Source organism: Dolichospermum planctonicum (assembly GCF_005402965.1).
GTDB lineage: Bacteria > Cyanobacteriota > Cyanobacteriia > Cyanobacteriales > Nostocaceae > Dolichospermum > Dolichospermum planctonicum.
Window position 1 is genome coordinate 16903 of sequence record NZ_BJCF01000032.1, and the last position, 24101, is coordinate 41003.

Sequence of the window (24101 nt, forward strand, 5' to 3'; positions counted from 1 at the left end):
AATTAATAAGCACCAGTTTGGGGAAATTCATCATTCAAAGCCCATTTACCAATTTCCCGCAGTCTATAATCAACCGGATCATGAAGTGTAAAAGTACGCATATTTCGCCAATAACGATCAAAGCCATATTTTTGACCCGTAGAGGATGCGCCCATAACTTCAAAAATGCGGTTGGTAATGTCTAAACCTACTTTGGTTGCTGCAACTTTAGCAGTATTCACAGCTATCATACATTCTCCCCTTTGTGTTGGGGTGAGGTTGTGTTCTTTTTCCCAAGCTGCTTGTAGTAATTCTATGGCTTGGTTAACTAAGGCCTTTACTCCTTGTAAGTCTACCCACATAGTACCATAGTGGTGAAGAATAAAAGGATCTTTATTAACACATTCCACCTCTGATGTCAACCAAGGTTTTTTACAATTTTGAGTATAATTTTTAGCTGATGCAAAAGCACCCTCAGCAATACCTAAGTAAATATTAGCCAGGTTGAGTTGAGTTATACAAGAACGAATAGTAGTAAAAATAGAATTTTGGTTGTATCTAGCACCAATTATTTCCTGGGGATAAACAATCACATTGTCAAAGTTGATATTACCGCTATCAGTTTGGCGTTGTCCCATGCTATCCCAATCAGTATGAATTTTTACTCCTTGTCTCCGACTGGGAATGACTAAAATAATTAATTCTCCCGTTGTTTGATCAATAGCTGAAAGTGGTAAAATATCAGAATCTACGGAACCGGAACAAAAGCTTTTACTACCATTAAGTAAAAAATGATTTTCCTGTGCTGTAATAACTGCTCTTTTGTCTCTAGGGTTAAGAGCATTACACCAAAACCAATTATGATTAACGGTTTCGCTATAGTAATATTGTTTCTGCTCAATTGTACCAAAGATATGGGGAATAACTACCCCAATTTGGTGATATGAGAAAACATGAGCTAAGGAGCTATCAACTTTAGCAAATTCCCGAATTATTTTGAATGTAGTTATCCAGTTTGCGCCAATTCCTCCATATTCTTTAGGGATAATCAGCTTGAGTAGGTTACTTTGTCGCAAACTATCCCGTTCTTGTTTTGGTGTACCTCCTTGAGCATCTCTTTCTATGGCAGTTTGGGCAAATTCCGCTGCTAAAGACTGAGCTAAAACAATGTAATCTTTGACTTCTAATTCAAAATCATTTCCCATTAATCTCAAAACCTACTTATGAAAAATCTTTATTCAATTTCTAACTGTTTTTTAGCCTGTTTTAATTGTTTCCACAAACTATGAATTTGTTTGTAAGCCTCCTGTGGAGATATTTTACCACCTGTTTGTAAATTACAAATATAATTTACCCGTTGAGCAAATTCTTGGAGATTAGCATTAAAAACTAAATATTCCGGTTTAAACTGACCGTAATAGGAACTGCGAGGGTAAAGAAAATCACATATCTCAGATAGTAAATCAGATTCTTGTCTCATGGTAATTTCTTGATTTGTAATCAATATTCGATTATCAGTAGTCGTGATTAGGTAGAGATACAAACTTGACATTTTACGGACTTTGGGTTGTAAAGCCCGATAATCCGATAGAGATAGAGTAGTTTGAAAATTTATTTTACGAGCATTACATATTTTTCTGAATTAGGCAAGACATTTTTAGGGAATATTTGGCAATTTATCGGGGAGAATTAAGAAACTTGCTAGAGTTGGTTAGGGTAGGAAAAGAAAAATAGCAAATAATAGCAAATAATAGGTTTATGGACAAACGTTATTTTTTGCAAATGGGTGCCGTATTAGTCGGTACAGCCTTTTTTTCCCGTTATATCAATTGGAGTTCAGAAACAATGGCACTTTCTAATACAGAGTTTGCAGTTACTAAGACTGAGGAAGAGTGGAAGAGTATCCTGACACCAGAACAGTTTCGGGTGTTGCGGAAACATGGTACAGAACCTCCCCATACCAGTCCCTTGGATAAGCAATATGAACCTGGTACTTATGTCTGTGCTGGTTGTGGACAAGCTTTGTTTACTTCAGAGACTAAATTTAATAGTGGTACTGGTTGGCCGAGCTTTTTTAAGCCAATTGAGGGAGCAATTGCTACGACTACAGACAGGTCATTTTTTATGACCAGAACTGAGGTGCATTGCAGTAATTGTGGTGGACATTTAGGCCATGTATTCAATGATGGTCCTAAACCAACCGGCTTGCGCTACTGTATGAATGGTGTATCATTACAGTTTACACCTGCGTAGGTTAGGAATTTTCGCAAGGGGTAATTCCATAGATAAAACCCCTTGTGTGATTCTATCAAAAGCAGGAAATTATAATATAGCAGGTAGTATTTAGATGAAATTCTTGAACCGAAATCAGTAAGGATTAAATAATGCAAGTTCTCAAAAGATCAATCAAGCCAGAAAGCTATATATCATTTCTGTACACCTACCAAACTACTTGGGGAACTGCTGGTGATATTTGTTTAGTTCGTGAAACCGTAGCTAAATCCAGCGGGGCGAAATTTGTAGGCCGGAGAATCCAATTAGCTATTCCCAAGGGAATGGAACGTGATTACGTAGTGAATATCCCGGTCATAAAAATTGCAGGTCATGTGGGTGAGGGACATCCTAAAGACCCGCATTCGGAATGGGAGGCTTATGATGGTATAGATCCAGAATTAGCAACTACTGTTTTGAAAATTTGGGGTTTTAAATTGGTTGAATTGTAGGGGGTTTTAGCTTAAACATTGTCATGTTTGAGCTTAACTTACTGGATTTCCGTGTATTATCTGAATTTTCCTGTGAGAATAAAATCCAATCAAAATATGATTTAAAGTTTCTCCCTTTTAAAACATCCTTGAAAGGATGAAAATGGATTATTCCCAGGTAGCTACATTTCGCAGCAAATTAGGAATTTCACCCTGTGATAAAGGAAACTCTAAAATTGTTTCTCGATAACCCAAATATCCTGATTCAGTAAAAGATAAAAGCATTCTTTCTAGTGCCAGCCAAACTTCTGATTCGTATTCCCAATCATGATAACGTTTAGCACGACCAGCAATGGAACGTAACGCCCAAAAGTAGGAATTTCTAACTACCGAACCGCCTTTTTTAAATTCTGGTACATCTTCCTTGTGAATAAATAAAATGTTATTTTCAATTCTCGATCTCATAGATACAATATAGGAATATAGATAAAGCCACAGAATATAGATAAAGCCACACTGTGATATTATCATAAACTAAAATCCACCTAATTTACATATTGGGGCGGGCAGGGATGCCCACCCCACAAGAATGTTATTTTTTATTGTTCTGTTTTTTCAGATAATTTTTAGTCCAAGCATAACGGTATGAATCTTTTTCAAAAGAAATTCTTATGATCTATTACAATACTTTACATTGTCCATAATGACGTAAGAGATGATCACATAAAACTAAGGCCACCATAGCATCAACCATAGGTACAGCGCGAGGTAAAACACAAGGATCATGTCTACCTTTTCCTGCTAAAACTGTTTCTTCACCTTCTTTTGTGACGGTTTTTTGTTCTTTTCTAATAGTGGCTGTTGGTTTAAAAGCCACTCTGATAATGATATTTTCGCCGTTAGAAATTCCCCCTTGAATCCCTCCAGAACGATTAGTTACTGTTCTAATTTCCCCATTTTCATCAATATAAAATTCGTCGTTATGTTCAAAACCTGTTAACAAAGTTCCGTCAAAACCTGAACCGATTTCAAAACCTTTACTAGCAGGAAGTGACATGACTGCTTTTGCTAAATCTGCTTCTAATTTATCAAAAACTGGTTCTCCTAAACCTTTGGGAACATTTCGCACTACACATTCAACCACACCACCAATAGAATTACCATCTCGACCGGTTTGTTCTATTAATGAAATCATGGTATTAGCAATTTCTCTATCTGGACAACGGACAATATTGCTTTCTACATCCGCTAAAGTGACCGTATTCGTATCTACTACGCCTTGTAAATCTTTAATGCGCTTGACATAGGCGATAACTTCTACATTTGCAACTTGATGTAAAATCTTTTTAGCGATCGCACCAGCAGCCACTCTACCTATTGTCTCACGGGCTGACGACCTTCCGCCACCTTGCCAATTTCTCAAGCCATATTTAGCATCATAGGTAGCATCTGCATGAGAAGGGCGGTATTTTTGCGCCATTTCATCGTAGTCTTGGGAACGGGTATCTTTATTTCTGACTAAGATAGCTATGGGTGTTCCCAGCGTTTTCCCCTCAAACACCCCAGATAATATCTCACAGGTGTCTGCTTCTTTGCGGGGGGTGGTGATTTTACTTTGTCCTGGCCGTCTTCTATCGAGTTCAAATTGAATTTCCTCTGGGGAAATTTCCAGTTGTGGGGGACAACCATCAATTATAACGCCCACACCGCCGCCGTGAGATTCGCCAAAAGTCGTAATTCGGAAAAGATGACCAAAAGTGTTACCCATGATGTTGAGGAAATACAGACTGGAATCTGTATTTTACACGGAGTTGCACCAGAATATCTTTGTTAGTACATCACAATAATTCAATAAATTCATCTACACTTAAACCCGCTTGTCGAATAATTCCACGTAAAGTACCTCTATCTAGTTCTTTGTGATCTGGTACGGATATAGTGGTTCTTGGTTCTTCACGAACCAGTATAATGTGACTTCCTCTTTGTCTATCCACAACAAAGCCGATTTTTTCTAGCGCTTTCACACACTCTAAACCTGAGATAATAGGTAATTTACTCACACCAGCACTACCTCAACCGTATCGTCTGGAATAGGTTCACCCCTATCTTGCAAAACTTCAATGTAGAGAGATATTGCCTCTTCTATATTAGCTAAAGCTTCCTCACGGGTTTTACCCTGACTGATACAACCAGGTAAACTTGGTACTTCGACAACAAAATACCCATCTTCACCATGAGATAACAGCACTTTCCGTTGAGATTTTATTGTTACCATAGTTCAAGCTTTTTCTCCATGAAATAACAAACCTAGTAGAACCTAATATCTTTGGATTATCAACATGAAATCATCATGAAATCATAGTTAATATTTCTTTTTGCTGAAGTGCTTGTTTCTCAAACTCTGATAATGTTTCTATATATAATTCAACAGCTTCCTTGATATTTGCCTGTACTGATTCTAAAGAATCACCTTCAGATTGACACCCAGGAAGTTCAGGACAATAAGCATAATACTCATGTTCATCTTTTTCAATAACAATACTAACTTTATAGGACATAAGTAAGTTTCGTTTGTTGATTAATAATTGGCTATTATATCATATTTATTCATAAATAATAGTATAGATTCACCTCTATCTTGCTTGCAAAACTATAAAAATTTCCATCCGGGAAATCCTTAAATCCTGGACATCCTGATTCTGACAAAAAAACTTTGAACCATAATTTTGTTTATCTAGCTAATATCTAACTTGCTAAAAGCATCAAAGACTTTAAATAAAGATTGATTTCCACAGATAGAAAGTCACTAAACTGATCATGACTTTTGATAAAATAAGCCTCTTCTTGTCCTTCACAATATGAATAAGTTGGCGGGTTATCACCTTCTGAAAGTCTGAAAAAGCTGAACTGATATCCCTGGTGCATGAAAAATACAAAAGCATCCTCTGGTAAAGTCTGAGGAAAATCATTTTCTACTAAAAGTTGTTTAGCCCATTCTTGAATTTGTGACAAATGCTGATAAAAGCAATCTGAACCACGTAAAAACTTACCTGCCCCATGTCCCATTATCTTGAGAAAGTCTTTGTAAGTGCTGGGTAGATTAATACCTTGTTGTCGTTCAAGTTGAATTATTTCCAAATCTGAACATGACAAAGGATGATTCTCGTTAAAAATAAGCTTAAATTGTTCGGGTAAATTGCAAATTGACATTTCTACCGACTCCTTTATGCAATGTTTCCGTGATATACATTTAGCTGAATGTTCGGGAAAGTTTGCCTAAATTGCTTCATGACATACTCACACGAATCACATGACTCTCTTTCTGTAAATAATTCAATTTTACCCTTTACTTCTCTATTATTTGTATATTTTTCGGCTATCGCTTCTAATATTTTGTACTCCGAGTCTAAGTCTCTTCGGTGTCCACCAACATCAAAGGCTTGAAACATCGGTTGATTAGGTAAACCAACTGCTCCTTCTCGCAACAGCTTACCACTAAAAGCAAATAGCTCAGAAAACGTCTCATCTACCCATACTCTAGCAATAGCAACATTTCGGGCTGGTGCTGGCACGTTACAAATTTTGCGAATTTCTGCGACGCGCTCTAACCAATCCATCTTTTTTCAATTCTATACTATCGTGTATTAAAAAGGGGCATTCCAGATAAATACCCCATTAAAATTATTTAAAATTCCAACTTTCTACAACACCTTAAACATTTTCTGCTGTTATTTCCGCTTCTGGTTCTATGTCTGGTAAACCATAGATAGAACGATAGAGTTTATCATACTCTTTAGCAGATTGATACCAACTGAAGTTTTGACTCATTCCCCGTTTTTGTAATTCCCTCCATTGGGGTTTGAAACGGAAACCTTCCCAAGCGCGTATCATACAAGTAAATAGGTCTAGTGGTTCATACCTGTCAAAGCAATAACCTGTACCTGCTTCGTTGACTGGATCATAGTGGCTGACGGTATCAACTAATCCCCCTGTACGACGAACAATAGGAACACAACCGTAACGCAAAGCCATCATTTGACTGATACCGCAGGGTTCAAAGCGACTAGGCATTAAGAAGGCATCTGTACCAGCGTAAATGCGACGAGAAAGGGCATCATTATACAGTAGGTAAGTGGACATACGTCCAGAATAGCGGGATGCAAGTTGCCACATTTGGGTTTCATAATAGCGATCGCCTGTTCCCAATAAGACAAACTGAGCATCCGTATAAGCCATAAATCGGTCAAGGATTTGTAATACTAAATCCATGCCTTTTTGTTCTACCAACCTTGTCACCATACCAATTAAAAAGGCATTAGAATTAACTTCTAAACCCATTTCTTCTTGCAGGGATATTTTATTAGCTTTACGTTGATCAAGGGTATCTATGGTAAAGTTTTGAGGAATGTATTTATCATTAGCGGGATCATAAATATCGGTATCTATGCCGTTGATTATCCCTGATAATTTACCACTAATAAAAGATAATAACCCTTCTATTTCTTCACCATAGGCAGGGGTTTTTATCTGTTCAGCATAGGTAGGAGAAACTGTATTTACTTTATCAGCAAACTGGACGGCTGCGGCCATGGTGTTATGTCCTTGCATATACCAGGGACACCAAGTAATTTTCTCTAAATACCACCGCCATGGTCCTTGATAAGCCAGGTTATGAATGGTGAAAACACTGGTTATATCTGGAGATTGATTTAACCACACGGGTAACATTCCTGTGTGCCAATCATGACAGTGGACAATTTCCGGTTTCCAATAATTCCAGCAAAATTCCGCCGCACCATTGGCAAAGAAGGTAAATCTCCAATCTTCATCTTCCCCACCATAAATCCGCCGAGGTAGAAAAACTGGATGTCCGAATAAATACAAAGGAATATCAGTTCCAGGGAGTACACTTTCGTAAACTGAAAAATCCTGAAACATGGCAGAGCCTTTCCAGATAGGTTCTTCAGGAACGACCATTTTATCAGGAACAAAGCCATAATAAGGCAAGAATATCCGTACATCATGACCCATTTGTCTCAAGAACTTGGGTAATGCACCTACAACATCCCCCATGCCACCAACTTTGGCAATGGGAGCAGCTTCTGCTGCTACAAATAAAATTCGCATATTTTTGTCAGTTATCAGTTGTCAGTTGTCAATTGTCAATTATCTTATGAGCCTCGTTGAATCTCGGTAAAGATTTGTTCCAAGATTTCTGTAGCCCCATGTTGTCGCAAAATATCGGCTAATTCGGCCCCTAATTTTTCAGCATCAGTCGCCGCACCAGTGACTATATTCTGAACAATTTTCTGACCATCAACGCTGGCGACAAGTCCTTTTAATGTTAATTTATCATTAATTATTTCAGTATTTACACCAATAGGGACTTGACAGCCGCCTTCTAAAACTCGTAAAAATGATCTTTCCGCTAAACAGCGATCGCGTGTTTGCGGGTGTTCAATAGCTTTAAGTAAGGTAATTACTTCCGTATCATCCGCGCGGCATTCTATCCCCAAAGCACCTTGTCCGACGGCATGGAGGGAGATTTCTGGTGAGAGAATTTGATGAATGCGATCGCTCATTTCCAGTCTTTCTAAACCGGCTACTGCTAAAATTAGAGCATCATATTCACCAGCATCCAGTTTTGCCATGCGTGTAATCAAATTACCCCGAATATCCCTAAATGTAAAATGGGGGAATTTATGGCGCAATTGTGCCAACCGTCGCAGGGAAGAAGTGCCAATTACCGCACCTGCGCGTAAAGTCTCAAGTTTTTCACCTTTATGCTTTTCGTGCAGTACCACCGCGTCTGCGGGGTTTTCCCGCTCTGTAATTGCGGCCAGTGTCAAACCTGGTGGTAAATTGGTTGGGAGGTCTTTGAGAGAATGGACAGCAAAATCAATCTCTTTATTGATCATGCCCAATTCCAGTTCTTTGGTAAATAGTCCTTTATCGCCAATTTTAGCCAATGCTACGTCGAGGATTTTGTCTCCTTGGGTAGACATGGTATGAACTTCAAAAGTAATGTCGGGAAAGCTTTTCTGGAGTTGGGCTTGTACCCAGTATGTTTGAACTAGAGCTAATTGGCTTTTACGTGAACCAATGCGAATAGTGCGCGGAGGACTAGAAACTGAGGTCATAAAACTATTTTGTCAAACCAGGCGATAAATTAACATTTATCTAGACTACCGCAGGGAGTGACTTACCGGATTAGATCAAACTAATTCTCAGAAAGATTTTATTTGCTAGTAGCTTTACATTTATTTACAATTTTTGAATATAGATCCCCGACTTCTCAAAGAAGTCGGGAATTTAGAAATTAGAATATAATCAAGTTAGCAATAATTCGGTTTTAGGAAATTCTATGCCTTTACTTCCAGAATTATCTGAACTATTACAAGCCGAAGATCCAGAAGAACGGCAAACTATCACTGGTGTTAATTGGAACAATTATGAAGCTTTACTCAATGATTTGGGTGATAGCCTCCAATATAGAGTTACATATTTAGATGGAGTCATAGAATTAATGTCACCAAGTCTTCGCCATGAAATTCGCAAAACAATTATTGGATCTTCGCTGGAAATTTACTTTCAAGAAAAACGCATTCGCTATTTTCCCCTTGGTTCTACCACCTTCCGTAAAGAAGCGAAAAGAGGAGGAGTAGAACCAGATGAATCCTACTGTATAGGCATAGAAAAAGAAGTTCCTGATCTTGCCATTGAAGTTGTAGTCACCATTGAGGGAATTGATAAATTAGAAGTTTACAAAAGATTAGCTGTGGCAGAAGTTTGGTTTTTTCAAAAAAATCAATTTGCCGTTGATCATTTGGGGGATGAAAATTATGAATTGGTGGCAAAAAGTGAATTATTACCCAACTTAGATTTATCAATTTTGGCGGAATATGTAATAGCAGAAGATGCTTTAGATGCGGCCATAGCCTTTCGGGAAAAAATCAAAGAAATGGTAAATTAAATCATTCCTGGACCTCTACCTCTTTTATCAAAATCCTCTGTTAATAGACCTGTTTTATCTTCATTAACTTCTCGTAATTCCCGTATTCGTTCGGCTTTTTCTTGTTCGGCTATTTCCCGCGCGTCACCAGGAACTTGATAATACATTTCCGGTTCAACTGGATAATTATTCAACAAACCTTCTTGATCCACAGTATAACCATCTGTTGTGCGAATACTGTTAATATCAGTTTGATGATCAGTGGACGCACTTGCAAGATCCTCCTCCGTCGGTATGTGTTTATAATTTTTTCCTTCTCTTTTCATTCGTGCGGCTGTTTCGGCGGGAATTATGCCTCTATCATAGGTATCTGCGGTAATCTTTTCATTCATACAATTAGTCCTGTTTACTTTTCGAGTATTGCCAGAACTAGATTAGAATTTTCTAGCGGATAAATAGACTATCTGCGGGAATAATTACCAAAAATATTTTTATTAAAACTCTCTATCTAAAGAGACAAGAGGCAAGAGATAAAATGTAGGTTAGTTATAGCCTATCCTACATCTTAGGAACTCAAGAAATCAAAAAAAATAAAATATTCATCCAAAAGATCGTTGTTTAAAAGCATTAAATTTCTGAAATAATTCTTGTCTGGTGTCGAATTTAAGGAGATAACGGAAAGCAAACCAGAGAGAGTAAAATAGTCCAATTAACTCAAAAATTGGTTGTAGTAATGGTATATCATTCACCGCGTCTAATAATGCAATTACTACCTTAACTGTCACCAAAGCCGATAAGATTAAGAGTAAGTTAATTAACCCTCTTTTATTGTTATTAAAAATTCCGCTTAAATAATCTGGCAGTTTTTCTAAAAATTCAATAATTTGTTTAAGAATTTCCTGCCATTGAGACACAGATTTATCAGCATCAGGTATTTTTGGTACATTGCGATTTTCTCCACCTAAAAAAGACAAAACATCTTGTGGGGAAGGAGAATTTACTGGTTGGGGTTGCTGTGATTGATTTTCCATCATATTTGTTATTTAGAAATTACAACATTTGTGAAAAGTGAATGGACATCATTAAAATACCATAGTTTAGGTGCTAGATCATCAATTCTGAAGAAATAACATAAAAAATAAGATATTTAACCTCTCTTAAGGTTATGAATATTCTCCTCCCAGTTTATACCATCAAAAGGCACGATTTGAAAATTGTCAATGACATTACCATCTAAACACCGCACATTAACATCAATACAATCAGGGTGACTACGGGGAACATAAAAAGAATGAATACCACAAGTTCCGCAAAATTTATGTTGTGCTACTCCTGTATTAAATGTGTAAGTTTTTAATACATCTTCCCCTGCGAGTAAAGTAAATTGTTCTCGCGGGATAATTAAATGCAAAAATCCTTTTTTAGAACATATTGAACAATTACAATCATCAACTTGATGATTATTAACTAACACACGAAATCGCACAGCACCACAGTGACAACCACCTTCATAAGTAACAAATTCATCTCTATTTAACATTAAGGTTCGACCGTTGATTAACTCGAATAGTTAATTTATTCACTTTCTGGTTTAATTCAACCACTAAAGTTGCTAAATTATTTAACATTTTTTCCTGTTGCGATAAATACTTTTTCAAATTAGGAGGTACAACTTGAGAATTATTGGTAGTAGGTAATTGATTATTTTTACTAACCATTAACTCAAGTTGTTGTAAGCGTAGTTGTAAACTCCGAACATCATTTTCTAAATTATTAACACGGAAATCAACTTGCTGTGGTAAAGCAGGTTTTAAAAACACACCACTGCACACAATCATCACACATACCGTAGTTATTAACAACTTTCTGAACATAATATTATCAACTAATTAAATGAAACCCGTAGGTTGGGTTGATCAAACCAAACCAAACCAACCCAACAAACTTGTTAATTATTTAAAGTCTTATTGATCAACTTGTAAGGAAGAAAATAGACTTTGCCAATTTGGATTATTAGCAACCATTTCGCTTTCCTTAACTTCAAAAGTTAGATTTTTCGCTTTTGGTTCTTTAATTGCTTGTACACAAATTTCCGCAACATCATCACGACTAACTTTTCCTCTGATATTATCACCCTGTGCAAATATTAATTCCTTTCCTCCCGCTGTTTCTGTTAAAGCACAAGGTCTGATAATTGTATAAGGTATTCCACTAGCTTTCAAACATTCTTCACCTCGTAATTTCCAGGTCAAAATACCTCCTAATTGGTCATTTAATCTGACTGCGGGTGGTTCTTCATCTAAATTAATTCCTGGTCTTCCGGGACGAGTCACCCCAGCAGAACTAATTAATATAAATTGAGGTAAAATTTCCCCACCATAAGCTTGAATTGATGAAACTTCCAGCGCGAAAACGCCAGGATTAAACTTAGGATTTAAAGCACCATCATATTCAAACTTACTCAACATTAGTTGTAAAGAACAAATTTTACTAACATCAATTGGTGGACAATCTTTAACAACTTTGGCGCGAAATACACCGAACAAATCTGTAAAAGGGATCTGAATATCTAGCCAATTATTAGCAACGGTATCAAAAGAATAGCTATAACCAATTCCGTCCCAAGTTGACTCTGTGCGTAAAAATATTTTATAACGTTGACCATCACCTTTCACCCGTAATTTCACACCTTGATAACCTGACAAATCAAGTAAATGTGAAAAATTCTTAGTTCTTACTGAAGCAAAACCCCCAGAATTAGCAGTAGAAACATTACCTGTAAATACTGCTGTATTTTCCCTAATTTGGAAACTGCTAGAACTAACACCACCCATAACAACATCATCCAAAGCACCCCAGACATTTTTGATTTCATCTGATGGTTTAGTAAAATCAAATATTGGTTTCTCACCAACAGTAACCAGATATTTTTTTGCTGCTGCAACTAAATTTTTCACACCTTGATATTCAACATTTTCTGGTGTATCTCCAACAATTTCCGGTAGATAAAATTTCACACCTTGATTATATTTTGCTCTATCTGGTGTATCTCCTTCCACTGGTTGTACACGAACTGCTGTACAACAAATTACAGCTTGAATATTAGCCAAAACTAAATTTGTCAAAGTTTCTGGTTTTGTAATATCTCCAATCACCAAATCAATATCATTACCGAGAATTGGCCGTGCTTTGTCAATATCTCGAACCAAACAACGGATATGATAACCCTGCGCTACCAATTTTTTCACAACTCGTTTACCTACACCACCAGTCGCACCAGCTACCAGAATTACACCCATATTTATTCCTGCTTTTGATAGATTTTGATTATCTTTATAACCACCTTGAAAAAGTTTTTGTATCCAGTTCAGAACCGGAAATACTTCAAAGTAGGTGAGAGTTTTAATGAACCTGCATAAATCCCATTGTGAACGGTTGTTGTTATTCATAAATACTATGTAACCACCATATTTTAGTTTTATTGTATCAACTTTTTGTGTATATAGTAGATAAAATATCAAATTCTTGATATAATATAAAAGTCCCCAAATAAATTTTTTCCTCCGTGTCCTCTGTGCCCGGAGTGGTTCGTTAAAATAAATAATTATCAATCATGATCGATCAACTTAAAAAAGCCCAAGCCGAATACGAGAAATTTCCCACAGAATTTATCAGCATTATGATGAGTACAGTTAGTCAAGAGGGAATTCCTGACGCTAGTTACGCTCCTTTTGTCATAGACGATGATAAAAACATCTATATTTATGTTAGTGGACTAGCTACTCACACCCAAAATATTCATAATCATCCTTTTGTGAGTGTTTTATTTATTGAAGACGAAGTTAAAACTAAACAAATTTTCGCTCGTCGGCGTTTGAATTTTAATTGTACCGCAAATCTGGTAGAGAGAGAAACTGAAAAATGGCAACAAATTGTTGATAAATTTGAGATTCGTTTTGGAGAATTGATTTCCACATTACGCAGTTTACCAGATTTTCGGATTTTTCAACTCACACCCAAAAACGGACGTTTTGTAATTGGGTTTGGTGCTGCTTATAATATTAGTAGTGACAATATAAATCAACTTGTCCTTAGTAAAGATTGAGTTTCATAGTTATGATTCAGTTTCAACCTCCGGGTTTTGGTAGTAAGTTCATTCATACATCTTTGGGGACAATGGTTTACTATACCCAAATTAGCGCCCCTTGGGAAAATGCAAAAGATCAAGATTTACCACCATTGTTATTTTTACATAATTTTGGTGGTGGTGCGTCCGCTTATGAATGGTCTAAAATTTACCCAGCTTATGCTGCAAAATATCGAATTTTAGCCCCAGATTTAATTGGCTGGGGAAAATCTGCTCACCCTGTGCGAGATTATCAAATTGAAGATTATTTAACCACAATTATTGAGTTTATTAATCAAACTTGTCACCAAAGTGTAACTGTAATAGCATCTTCTTTAACTGCGGCTTTTGCTATTCGTCTCGCTATTACTTATCCCCATTTATTCAAAGCTTTGTTTTTAGTTTGTCCTTCGGGGTTCGATGATTTTGGACAAGGTGCGGGACGAAGATTACCAGTTTCTTTGCTTAATACACCTTTAGTAGATAATCTAATTTATGCTTTGGGTGCAGAAAATGAAATTGCAGTTAGGAATTTTTTGCAAAGTTTTCTTTTTGCTAAACCAGAAAGAGTGACACAAGAAATGGTATCAGCTTATTTAACTTCTGCACAACAATATAACGCTAAATTTGCGGCTTTGTCCTTTTTAAGGGGGAATCTTTATTTTGATTTGAGCTTATATATTCAGGAACTTCAAGTTCCCAGTATCATTTTATGGGGTGAAAAAGCACAATTTACAAATATTGAATTAGGAAGACGTTTAGCTAGTTTAAATCCTGCGGTAATTAAAGGTTTTGAGGAAATACTCGATACAGGAATTATTCCCCATTTAGAAATACCAGCAGTTGTAATTGGAATTTTGCAAAAATACAACACAACTGGAGAATTAAAAATCTAAATTTAAAAACAAAGATTTCATTGTGAGAATTAGAAGATTAAATATCTTCAATTTTACTCTTTTGCGTCTACTCTGGGTGATCTCTAAAGTAAAAATAGAATACAACTTCTGTACTTTTTGACTTTTGACTTTTGATTTTTGACTTCCTGAAGGGCGCGTTGCTGACTGTTTTTATCTTCACAGACTCAGCAACGCACCTCTTGTAGATACGTAGTATTCAATATCTAGTATTTATACTGCTTCTGTATTTTTTTCTCCTGTCCGAATTCGTACAACTTGTTCAATAGGAGAGATAAAAATTTTACCATCACCGATTTCACCAGTACGGGCTGCGGAGATAATTTTATCCACAACCGTGTCAACTTGGGAATCTTCAACGACAATTTCCACCTTGAGTTTTTGGAGAAACTCTACAGTATATTCCGAACCTCGATAGCGTTCAGTTTGACCCTTTTGTCTTCCAAAACCCCGGACTTCAGAAACTGTCATCCCCACAATACCCGCATTAACCAAGGCAATTTTCACTTCATCAAGCTTAAATGGACGGATAATGGCTTCTACTTTTTTCATTTTTTTGATTCCTGACTTCTAATAGCGTCGTTTATATATCTAACCAGATTCCTTGTCTCACGCTGTAAGTATAGCGCTAGTTATTTAACTTGAGATTGATGTATTGGATTTCACACTTTTTGTCATCCTCATGGGATGATCGACAATTTTATTACAAAAGCGGTAGCTTTGTTTGTCCCAGGCTTTGCCAATCTGCGATCGCCTGTTGGGTCCACAGCCAATTTCGTGATAATTTCTCCATAGTAAAATCTGCGGGTGCATTTTGAATCACCATTTGTCGAAGTTTAATCGCTTCCTGTAAATATTGTTGACGTTTATCAGCGGGTTGACTCTGAGCGCTTTTATATAACCCCAAAGCTAACCCAGCATAAGCCGTCAAAGCCTCCGGTTCTCCAGATATTTCCGGATATTTTGTTTGTCCAAAATTTCCACCTCCATTCTGCTGGGGTTTTAATGCTAAACTCAGAGACTTGAACCAAGCATCATTAGCATAATTGAGATTATTCTCCGCATAATAGGCAAATCCCAAAGCATTATTATACAAAATAGAATCCGGCTGATTCTGTACAGCCCTAGCCCAGTAACGGCGTGCATCATCAATACTGTACTTATTATTTCCCGTTTGTACAGACTGCCAAGCTAATCGCCCCCAGACAAAATTCACAGATGGATTTTGGGTATCCTGAACAGGAATTAAATTTAAAGCTGTTTCCGCAGCCGTGAAGGCACCACGATTTAATAATTCATGAATAGCACTCAATCCATCCTTTAAATTGCCTTGACTCAATTGTGCCGTAGCTGTAGCAGTGACAATCCCTGTAGCGGAGTTAGCTAAATTAATACTTGGATACTGATTACTGGTGATATTTTGTCCGGGAAGGGGCGGGATATTGGGTAGCTTCTGAGACTGTCGTTGATGCCACCACCAAGCAACACCAACGATCATGGTAATCGCACTTGCACCGAAAAGACCCAACAGCAATGATGATTTTGATCTGTGATAGCGATTACCTGGGGTCGCTAAAGGAGACTGTGATAAAGGGGGATTTACCTGTCGCTTTTGAATATTTAAGGAAGTTGGTGTTATCGAGGTCGGTACATTTCCCCAGTCTAAATGTTCCTCGACCTCAGAAACCTGCATTTCCGATAATTCGTTAGATCCTTGGATCAGTTCCGCTTTCATACTTTGTCCCTCGCTTGTAGTTGCCCGGTTATCAAGCTGACGAAACAAATCAGAAACTATTGCCGAATCCTGATCATAGTTGGGGTCATCATATTCAATTTCATCTACAAGATCACCCCAAGTATCTCCCAAAAGCCAATCTACGCCCGTTGTCTCCTCTCCCAAATCGGGATTCAGGATATCATCAATAGCCATCAAGCTTTCTGGATTATTTGCTACACCGGAATAATGATCATGATTAGTCCGCTGAGGCGGCTGATATTCGTTTAGTAACTCTGACAGCCCGCGTGAAGTAGCCATATAGCCCGATAAATTAACTTGTGGTGTCAAACAACCATCAAATTCTCGCTGGAGGTACAAAATCGGCAAAGCCCAGTACATTTGTTGAGAACCATAAGCAGAAATTAAGCCTTGACGAACCCGACTCACACACAAATCTAAAGCATAGCCCTGACTTAAGTTTCGGTAAAATAGTTGTGTCAGCGTCAGTGCCACCTCATCAGGTATGCGTTCTGACATCGCCAGTACACTTCTAATTCCCCGTTTGACCAAGCTTTCTGTTAAATTCCGCTCTCCTGAGTCTTCTCCAGTCCCGGCCTTAGCCCGATATGCCCCAAAGCAGGAATTAAACACTACCATTTGAATATGATTATTAATCAGTAACCCAGCTAAATCATCCCCGCTGAGAGTTTCTGTTAAACCAGTTTTTTTACTGACTAGATAAATTTGCCCACCATTCGCGCCCAAGTTGCTATGACCGGAATAGTGGAGAATATCGTAATGTCCCTGTTCTAAAGCTTGGGTGAGTTCTTCCCTACCTGGCTCGTCAAGAACAGTCAATTCAATTTCCGGTAGATGATGATTACCATCTGCCAATTTTAATGCTTGGCGGTGCAGTTCTGCTTTCAGATTGATAGCTTCTTGCTTGAGTAAATGCAACTGCACCAAGTCCCTTGGAGAAGAAATCACCATCAACACTTTCAGCCCCCGTTCTGCCGCCGGTGTCGGGAGATTATGATTCTGTAAATGGCTGGGCGATAGCTTCCGCTCGCCATAGGCACGCAACCAGTAGGCATTGACTGAGGCCATACCACTTTGGTAACGCGCAAATGTAATATCAGGTCCTGTGGCTAAAGGGCGATCGCCTGCGTGCATCACTTCCCATGGCAACCGTGCTAATCTGGCATCTTTGAATCCCAATCTTAGCCGCAGCACCTGTTGGTGATTTTGGGCAATACCTTGAGCGGTGATCCAACTATCTCTGAGAGTTCCCTGAAATAGCGCGTTATACAACTCCTGCCCCAAGTCCACCAAGTTAACAGCCTTTTTAGTCGTCATCTCCCCCTGCAAGACTAACTGCAAAGGGTCATCCATTAAATATCCGGCGGCCACTAACCACTCAGTCACAGGCCAATGTACCAGTTCTTCTGCCAACGGTACCCCAGATGCTACTTGTTCAGTCCGCACCAGATAGTCATTTTGCCCTACTGGTGTTGCGGAAAGGTGAAATTCCTGGGTCACAACTTCTGCTCCATAAAACTTAGACAATCTTGATCACGCAGGGTGGTGTAGATGTATTTTGCCATTCTAATGTTTCAGATGCGCGTTGTTGAGACATTGATCCTAATCTAGTTTTTAACACGGTTTTCTGCCTATTTCTCTTCAAAAAGTTGATCCGGATTGGTTGATCCCGGTCGAGAACTCTTTGTTGGTAGATGCACCTTGATCTTCAATTCCCCTAGTTGGCTAAAACTCACTAGGGGTTTTCTTTTTTTAATTCTGGCAAATAAAAAACGCTCTTGGTTAGCAAGAGCGTTTGTAAACATTTGTAAATCAGTTATTTAGTAGATGAAATTCTGATAACTAACTCCCCTACCCAGCGACCAGCCACAGGAATTTTTTCGGTATGAGACCTACAGCAATATTTGGGTAATTTTTTCCGGATCATAAGTTAAAAACAATGAACAGTTAACAAGTAGATGCACCCTGATAACTAACTTCCCCTAGTCGGCTAACACCACTGGGGGTTTTTTCTTGTTTATGATTAGCACCACACAATCATTACCATATAATTATTTTTTCCGGAATATCATACACCACCCTAGAACAGTTAACAAGTAGATGCACCCTGATAACTAACTTCCCCTAGTCGGCTAACACCACTGGGGGTTTTTTCTTGTTTATGATTAGCACCACACAATCATTACCATATACATTACCATATAATCATTTTTTCCGGAACATCATACACCACCCTAGAACAGTTAACAAGTAGATGCACCCTGATAACTAACTTCCCCTAGTCGGCTAACACCACTGGGGGTTTTTTCTTGTTTATGATTAGCACCACACAATCATTACCATATAATCATTTTTTCCGGAATATCATACACCACCCTAGAACAGTTAACAAGTAGATGCACCCTGATAACTAACTTCCCCTAGCCGGCTAACACCACTGGGGGTTTTTTCTGTTCCTACTCTTTCTCAAAACCGCTAGGTAGTTGACTCCTGAAATCAACACAAATCGAATTTGTTAACAATAAATTTATCCGGAAGATCGTTATACACCTGAGAACATCTAATTGGTAGATGCACCCTGATAACTAAACTCCCCCGGCTAAAATCCACTGGGGGTTTTTTCTCAAAAACATAATCTTAACCTACCCTATCATTAAAACTATTCTCTGGCAATATCCCCAAACAAATAAGTTTCTGGTCATTTTCACCCACGAACTACTTCCTTTAACTTACACAGTGGCGAAATATACTACTAGACTCATGGATATGCCAACCTGAAAATTTTCTAGCAATTACTTTCATTGTATTGTGATCCTTATGGCCGAATTCAGAATGATTACCGCGATAGTTAATGGCACTCTTAATTATTTCTTTATAATTATCTGAACAAACAGCCATTGAGCAACCTGTGATTTTTTTATAACATATTCTAGATTGATATATCAATACCCCTGACCAAATTCAGTTATTTTACCGATAAAGAAATAGGTAATAGGTGAGATTTTGATTAGTTACCCATTACCCATTACCAGCCTAAATTACCCTAAATTTAGCCCGCTAACAAATTAATTGACATTCTGCGGTCTAAAGACACACAGATTCTTTAAGACTTGCTTAAAAGGAATAGTCAATTATCCCGGTACACGCTTAAAACAACTACCAGTCCGACAGGTATTGCAGTTGCGCTTACTTTTATGTTTTTTTGCTTTCCGAGTCCATCAAATTTTGGCGGTATTACACTCCATATTTTACCTTTACTTGTTTACCCAGGCTACGGTCAAATGCCCAGACGAGATAAATCAGGGGTTTCTCCTTATTAAAATACTTCTTCGTGTAGATGGTTGTTCTTACTTGCAGTCCAATTATATCTTATGCTCGGCGAATAAATAAATGAATAAATTCGCCGTTGGCACTTCCTCCACTGTCTAAAGCCAAGTGGCTTCCGTGCCTTTTTTGCGATTTTCTTGTGATTTAGTCAATTGTGATTTGTTGAGGTGCGTTCGCTTTACCGTTTTGGGTTTCTGTACTCAGGTTACTGGTACTTTTTGCACAACATTTTTTATCTAGCCAACTTTTGACGGGTTCTTCATTCAGGTTGAGTCGGAGGACACCAGAAACGAACCCACCCATAAATGAAACTGGATTCTGGGCAAATTCTTGAAACAGGGGGGATAATTCACTAATAAACATTATACTCTCCAAGTATTGCTGTCAAAAATTATTAATTCTTCATTAATCTTAACATATCTGGGCGAGAAAGCAACTAGTAAGGCCGTGAAGTCGAAGGTGATAGGTCCTCTGCTTTTTAGTGATTGAGAATGGACTGAGGACGAATCTCAACCTGTATGATCACACAAGAACTACCATGATTAATCTTGATTTTTAACCCGTATTTAATTAAAATAAGCTATCTAAATTAAAATTAAAAATTAAATTATGGCAAGCAACTGGGAAAACTTTCTAAAAAATTTGGGTGAATGGCGTGGTTCATTTACTAAAATATCCCCCCATGGTGAAATATTAGATTCTACTCCTAGTATTCTAAATTTAGAAGCTGATGATCATAATCAATCTGTACTTTTTAGATTACGCCGTTTTAATTCTGGTAATTATGATAGTCCTCCTATTCAGGATTATCAACAGGAATATCGTTCTTTAGGAAGACAGAATATCTTTTTTGCTACGGGAGCTTTTTCTAAAGGAACATTGCAATTAGCTCCTTTTTCTGAATTTGGAGCCGAATACGGTTTTGTTGATCATGATCGTCGGTTACGTTTAGTACAATTATATGATCAAAGAGGCAACTTTATTAGTTTAACTCTGATTAGAGAATTTCGCAGTTTTACAGATGCTTATGAACGTCCGCAACTGACGGTAGAACAGTTGATTGGTAATTGGCAAGGTAAAGCTCATACAGTTTACGCGGATTTGAGACCATCAGAAACCTATGCCACTTATTTAGAAATTCAAAAAATAGGTGATGGATATTTAGAACAAAAATTATCTTTTCAATCGCAAATTATGACTGTAAAAGCTAGGATAGAAGGAAATAAAATCATCTCAGAAACGGAAGGAATTGCTCGACGGATTTTATTATTGCCTGATGGAAGTTCTAGTAATGTTCCTTTGCAACTACAATTGAGAAAATCTTTTTTTGTCGAAGCAGGTTGGTTAGTTAGAGAAAATGAACGTCAACGGTTAATTCGTAATTATAGTGACAAAGGTGAATGGATTAGCTCAACTCATGTTATTGAACATAAATAGGCTTGGCTTTAGTAAAATATTTTTTAATAAAATATTTTTGTGTTAGCAGAAATCTATGGGTGGACTGGCAGCCCGTCCCAGAACAGTTAAGCCGAGTACGGGCGAACAGATATTCGCCCCTACGCAGGAATCTTAAGGAGTGATTAATTGGCTTGGGAACATACATTTATCAGAGTCGCAACCACTAGGACCCGACTCTAATAACTCACCCAAATCGTAGCGACTTAAAGCACCACAGAAGTCATCCGTCTTGCGTCGAACCTTGACCTCTCTACATAAACTCTCAAAAGTGAGCTTATCTATAGGCTCGAAGGGTAAACGGGGAAATGTTTGGATATCATCAAATCTTGCTAACAATGCAGCGGAAACATATCCTTCGTCATTTTGGATAGCTTCATATATGCGTGTTCCCAATGCTTCTATTTCTTCAGAACGAAGTTCCAGAGTAGCTGAAGTGTTATGTGTGACATAATGGTTTTGAACTTGCATGACAAAATCTAATTGCGCTAATACAGAAAACCTAGAAACCTCTATTTTGTCAGCACCGGGTAAGTCCGCCCAAGATACAGCCACTGGTATTTCTACCAACCACTCTGTACACCGTGGATCAAAAGGATCATTAAGCAAGTTACCATTTTCATCCTTGTCAGATTGAGAGGGGATAACATTGTAACCATAATCTATACAGGCCAGGGCTACAGGGTCGTTTTTGCGGAAGGTGATACGACGGATGAATCTTTGGGCTTTGGGGGGATGCCAACCCGGTGAAGCACCGGTTAAAAGGGATTTAGTGCCGGCTGGTTGAACTGTAGTACAACGGTTAGGGCGTTTTATCTGATGGCGATCGCAATATTCCCATACTACCTTATGAACTACATCTTTCCAGAAGTTAAGATATTTTTGCTCACTACGTTTAAACATCAATCCTTGGGGAGTTTCTGGTCTTCCGGTTTCCCACCAACGCAACCAGTCTGTACCAAAGGCATGAACAAAGAAGTCAAATAATCCGGTAAAGGATACACCGACAATGGGGTCAAGTTCCCGGCTGTATTGATAGCGGGGTTCAAGGAATTGGTGGTTTAATAATGCAACAACAGAGAGCGCACCAGCGGTAAATACTTCTTCTTGTTCTCTATAGTTGTCGGGATCTAGTTGGTTTAAGTGTACCTCGGACAAATTACAGTGGAAGTTGCTACCGATAATCTCCAGTTTTGTTACCCTAAAGGCTTTTTATCCTCTAGTTCTACAGGTTCTATATTCCCTGTAGCTCCGCGTACCTTTTATACGTATGACTATAACACCATAAAAACTGCTAGTTATACGTACCCCCACACTCTTGGAGAGCTTATATTCTAGAAAACAATTTCGTTGTCATCTAGTTTCACTCCCTACGCTGTACGGTGTCAATAGCCTTTTATTTCCATTGATTACCACGGGATTAGCTTCTCAGCTTTCCCCGTATTTGCGGGGTTTTTTACGTGAGGCAAGTGTTATAAAATACCACACGGATTCAATCCAAACCTACCCATCCTATGTTCTAATTCATCAGGACTGATTTCAGGATAATTCTCTTGTATCCATCCTTTACCCTTACCTTGGTCATAGGCACGTAAAAAATCTCTTTTAATTTCTGGTGTATTTAATAAATCTGCATTAGCCCTAGCAACCGCTTCACCTGCCCACTGAATTGCTCCTTCACCGCTATAATACTGTTTGCGTACAGATGCGATAGATTCCTCTAAAGTGGGCTTACGATGAAATACTCTTGTATGGTTAGCCATTCGTAAAGCGTCACGTTCTGGATCAATACGCCAGTTACCTTCTGTGTCCTGTTGCCATAGGTCATCTTTTGACATTGCGCCTTTTTCATCTTCTGATATAAATTGACGCATACCCGCGCTACGGCGGACATTACCAGCAACTACGGTGACTGCTGCTTCGTCAATGAGTAAGCAACATTCAACAGAGTTTAATTTTCTACCTACAGCTTTGTTAAGAATTGAGGCAATACGCTGATAGAGTCCTGATAGTTTCACGGGGTTGGCAACACCACCAAATCCTCTGAGAGATTCACCAGATTTACGGACATCGGAAATATCTACAACTACTTGTACATTACCACTAAAACGCTGATCGGAGGATAGTTCTAAAACACTTTGGTAGGATTTTACCCAACCTTCTCGACTATCCCCAACGTAAATAATAACACTGTCACCATCCAAAAGGATTTGTGTAAGTTCACGACGCTGTTCCTTGGGTGTACTACCAACTTCGCCGCGAATAGTGACATGAAGATGATTACGTATAGAAGGAAGTTGATTAATATACTGTGGCTCGATCACTGCTCCCGTACCACAGCCCATCATAGCTAAATCCATCATCAACCCAAAGGCTTCCCAGTCCACAAGGTTCGTAGAGGTGCAGTTATAAGCACCAGAATAGTTTTTCGCCTTAGATAACCAATTTGTGCCACCAACCCACAACCAGCGCCCGCTAGGGAGAGATTTCATGCTTCGCTGCATCTTATCCAAGATAACAGCCTCTTCATGGGTGAGCCTTCCTAATTCCATCAAACCGCGTAAAGTGCGATCGCACACCTGACCCCATGTTTCTCTCAAACCCGCATCTGTGCGTCTGCTGTAGGTTCTAAAAAACACCGGATTAGCTGCTGGGGCGGATTCTGGAAATACAGGCTGATATTTGCATTCAAGTTCTCTGACCATAATAAGATTTTGTTTCTGACTCACAAATTAAGACTATAACGCCAAGTAGTTATATGATCAAAGATTGCTAAAATCGCCACTTTGTGATCTATCTATTTTTGTGTCAATTGTAACTTTATTTTCTTTTCAGTAAAAAAACCTGAGTGGGGTCTAGAATTGTCAATTTGTAAAGTTTTACCTACCAT

General features: G+C 38.2%; 25 protein-coding genes and 1 pseudogene. 6 read left to right on the top strand and 20 right to left on the bottom strand.

Translation table 11 applies throughout. The features are described 5' to 3' along the window. Window positions 1-2: 2 nt before the first annotated feature. Window positions 3-1184: an acyl-CoA dehydrogenase family protein gene (locus FFO06_RS14035; protein WP_137908587.1), complete on the bottom strand. Its 1182-nt coding sequence runs from the start codon at window positions 1182-1184 to the stop codon at window positions 3-5. Between the two features lie 29 nt (window positions 1185-1213). Continuing rightward, window positions 1214-1459 (bottom strand): DUF7219 family protein, encoded by a 246-nt coding sequence (locus FFO06_RS14040; RefSeq protein WP_028084617.1) that lies wholly within the window; start codon window positions 1457-1459, stop codon window positions 1214-1216. 278 nt (window positions 1460-1737) lie between these two features. Here FFO06_RS14040 and msrB point away from each other — a divergent pair, with 278 nt between their 5' ends. Together msrB and FFO06_RS14050 are read left to right on the top strand one after the other, a co-directional pair. Further along, window positions 1738-2232, top strand: a complete 495-nt coding sequence (gene msrB / locus FFO06_RS14045) for a peptide-methionine (R)-S-oxide reductase MsrB (protein WP_137908588.1) — start codon at window positions 1738-1740, stop codon at window positions 2230-2232. A 131-nt stretch (window positions 2233-2363) separates the two neighbouring features. After that, window positions 2364-2702 carry a hypothetical protein gene (locus FFO06_RS14050; RefSeq protein ID WP_028084615.1) on the top strand — a complete coding sequence of 113 codons (339 nt, stop codon included), beginning with the start codon at window positions 2364-2366 and terminating at the stop codon, window positions 2700-2702. A gap of 147 nt (window positions 2703-2849) precedes the next feature. On the opposite strand, the gene FFO06_RS14055 is transcribed toward FFO06_RS14050, so the two are convergent. From FFO06_RS14055 to hemC, 9 genes are all read right to left on the bottom strand, one after another. Beyond that, the gene (locus FFO06_RS14055; RefSeq protein WP_137908589.1) at window positions 2850-3146 is read right to left on the bottom strand and encodes a hypothetical protein; all 297 of its coding nucleotides are present in this window, start codon (window positions 3144-3146) and stop codon (window positions 2850-2852) included. 214 nt (window positions 3147-3360) lie between these two features. Beyond that, a complete protein-coding gene (aroC, locus tag FFO06_RS14060; RefSeq protein ID WP_137908590.1) occupies window positions 3361-4449 on the bottom strand; it encodes a chorismate synthase in 1089 nt (362 codons plus the stop codon). Between the two features lie 70 nt (window positions 4450-4519). Next, on the bottom strand, window positions 4520-4741 hold the full coding sequence (locus FFO06_RS14065; RefSeq protein ID WP_137908591.1) for a type II toxin-antitoxin system HicA family toxin: 222 nt from the start codon (window positions 4739-4741) through the stop codon (window positions 4520-4522). Further along, window positions 4738-4956, bottom strand: a complete 219-nt coding sequence (locus tag FFO06_RS14070; protein WP_137908592.1) for a type II toxin-antitoxin system HicB family antitoxin — start codon at window positions 4954-4956, stop codon at window positions 4738-4740. Before FFO06_RS14070 ends, FFO06_RS14065 begins: the two co-directional genes overlap by 4 nt. 73 nt (window positions 4957-5029) lie before the next feature. Continuing rightward, window positions 5030-5239, bottom strand: coding sequence for a type II toxin-antitoxin system HicB family antitoxin (locus tag FFO06_RS14075; protein WP_137908593.1), 210 nt, complete (start codon window positions 5237-5239; stop codon window positions 5030-5032). A gap of 187 nt (window positions 5240-5426) precedes the next feature. Continuing rightward, window positions 5427-5891 carry an SMI1/KNR4 family protein gene (locus FFO06_RS14080; protein WP_236097149.1) on the bottom strand — a complete coding sequence of 155 codons (465 nt, stop codon included), beginning with the start codon at window positions 5889-5891 and terminating at the stop codon, window positions 5427-5429. A gap of 14 nt (window positions 5892-5905) precedes the next feature. After that, entirely contained in the window at window positions 5906-6298 is a 393-nt protein-coding gene (locus FFO06_RS14085; protein ID WP_137908594.1) for a deaminase domain-containing protein, read from the bottom strand. A 94-nt stretch (window positions 6299-6392) separates the two neighbouring features. After that, a complete protein-coding gene (gene glgA / locus FFO06_RS14090; RefSeq protein ID WP_137908595.1) occupies window positions 6393-7808 on the bottom strand; it encodes a glycogen synthase GlgA in 1416 nt (471 codons plus the stop codon). Between the two features lie 44 nt (window positions 7809-7852). After that, window positions 7853-8821: a hydroxymethylbilane synthase gene (gene hemC, locus FFO06_RS14095; protein WP_137908596.1), complete on the bottom strand. Its 969-nt coding sequence runs from the start codon at window positions 8819-8821 to the stop codon at window positions 7853-7855. A gap of 224 nt (window positions 8822-9045) precedes the next feature. Here hemC and FFO06_RS14100 point away from each other — a divergent pair, with 224 nt between their 5' ends. Further along, entirely contained in the window at window positions 9046-9654 is a 609-nt protein-coding gene (locus FFO06_RS14100) for a Uma2 family endonuclease (protein WP_137908597.1), read from the top strand. Here FFO06_RS14100 and FFO06_RS14105 read toward each other — a convergent pair. From FFO06_RS14105 to FFO06_RS14125, 5 genes are all read right to left on the bottom strand, one after another. Then, the gene (locus FFO06_RS14105) at window positions 9651-10025 is read right to left on the bottom strand and encodes a hypothetical protein (protein WP_137908598.1); all 375 of its coding nucleotides are present in this window, start codon (window positions 10023-10025) and stop codon (window positions 9651-9653) included. The two genes, FFO06_RS14100 and FFO06_RS14105, sit on opposite strands and share 4 nt — an antisense overlap. 207 nt (window positions 10026-10232) lie before the next feature. Next, window positions 10233-10667: a CAAD domain-containing protein gene (locus FFO06_RS14110; protein ID WP_306420229.1), complete on the bottom strand. Its 435-nt coding sequence runs from the start codon at window positions 10665-10667 to the stop codon at window positions 10233-10235. Window positions 10668-10780: 113 nt separating this feature from the next. Continuing rightward, entirely contained in the window at window positions 10781-11173 is a 393-nt protein-coding gene (locus FFO06_RS14115) for a GFA family protein (RefSeq protein WP_137908600.1), read from the bottom strand. After that, entirely contained in the window at window positions 11163-11471 is a 309-nt protein-coding gene (locus FFO06_RS14120; protein ID WP_236097150.1) for a hypothetical protein, read from the bottom strand. Before FFO06_RS14120 ends, FFO06_RS14115 begins: the two co-directional genes overlap by 11 nt. 126 nt (window positions 11472-11597) lie before the next feature. Beyond that, on the bottom strand, window positions 11598-13082 hold the full coding sequence (locus FFO06_RS14125) for a CIA30 family protein (protein WP_137908602.1): 1485 nt from the start codon (window positions 13080-13082) through the stop codon (window positions 11598-11600). A 167-nt stretch (window positions 13083-13249) separates the two neighbouring features. On the opposite strand from FFO06_RS14125, the gene FFO06_RS14130 reads away from it, so the two are divergent. Both FFO06_RS14130 and FFO06_RS14135 read left to right on the top strand, forming a co-directional pair. Then, entirely contained in the window at window positions 13250-13738 is a 489-nt protein-coding gene (locus tag FFO06_RS14130; protein ID WP_137908619.1) for a HugZ family pyridoxamine 5'-phosphate oxidase, read from the top strand. An 11-nt stretch (window positions 13739-13749) separates the two neighbouring features. Further along, the gene (locus tag FFO06_RS14135) at window positions 13750-14655 is read left to right on the top strand and encodes an alpha/beta fold hydrolase (RefSeq protein WP_137908603.1); all 906 of its coding nucleotides are present in this window, start codon (window positions 13750-13752) and stop codon (window positions 14653-14655) included. 231 nt (window positions 14656-14886) lie between these two features. Here the strand turns inward: FFO06_RS14135 and FFO06_RS14140 are convergent, their stop codons facing one another. The 3 genes from FFO06_RS14140 to FFO06_RS14150 form a co-directional block, all read right to left on the bottom strand. Further along, complete coding sequence (locus FFO06_RS14140; protein ID WP_028084597.1) at window positions 14887-15225, bottom strand: P-II family nitrogen regulator; 339 nt, start codon at window positions 15223-15225, stop codon at window positions 14887-14889. A gap of 151 nt (window positions 15226-15376) precedes the next feature. Continuing rightward, window positions 15377-17929: a cell division protein HetF gene (gene hetF, locus FFO06_RS14145; RefSeq protein WP_137908604.1), complete on the bottom strand. Its 2553-nt coding sequence runs from the start codon at window positions 17927-17929 to the stop codon at window positions 15377-15379. A 1971-nt stretch (window positions 17930-19900) separates the two neighbouring features. After that, window positions 19901-20119, bottom strand: coding sequence for a ssl0294 family protein (locus FFO06_RS14150; protein ID WP_137908605.1), 219 nt, complete (start codon window positions 20117-20119; stop codon window positions 19901-19903). 246 nt (window positions 20120-20365) lie between these two features. Between FFO06_RS14150 and FFO06_RS14155 the strand changes: the two genes are divergently transcribed. Beyond that, window positions 20366-21193: a DUF3598 family protein gene (locus FFO06_RS14155; protein WP_137908606.1), complete on the top strand. Its 828-nt coding sequence runs from the start codon at window positions 20366-20368 to the stop codon at window positions 21191-21193. Between the two features lie 147 nt (window positions 21194-21340). Here the strand turns inward: FFO06_RS14155 and nrdJ are convergent. After that, window positions 21341-23916 (bottom strand): annotated as a pseudogene (gene nrdJ, locus FFO06_RS22600) (ribonucleoside-triphosphate reductase, adenosylcobalamin-dependent); the annotation flags it as partial. Between the last annotated feature and the right edge of the window lie 185 nt (window positions 23917-24101).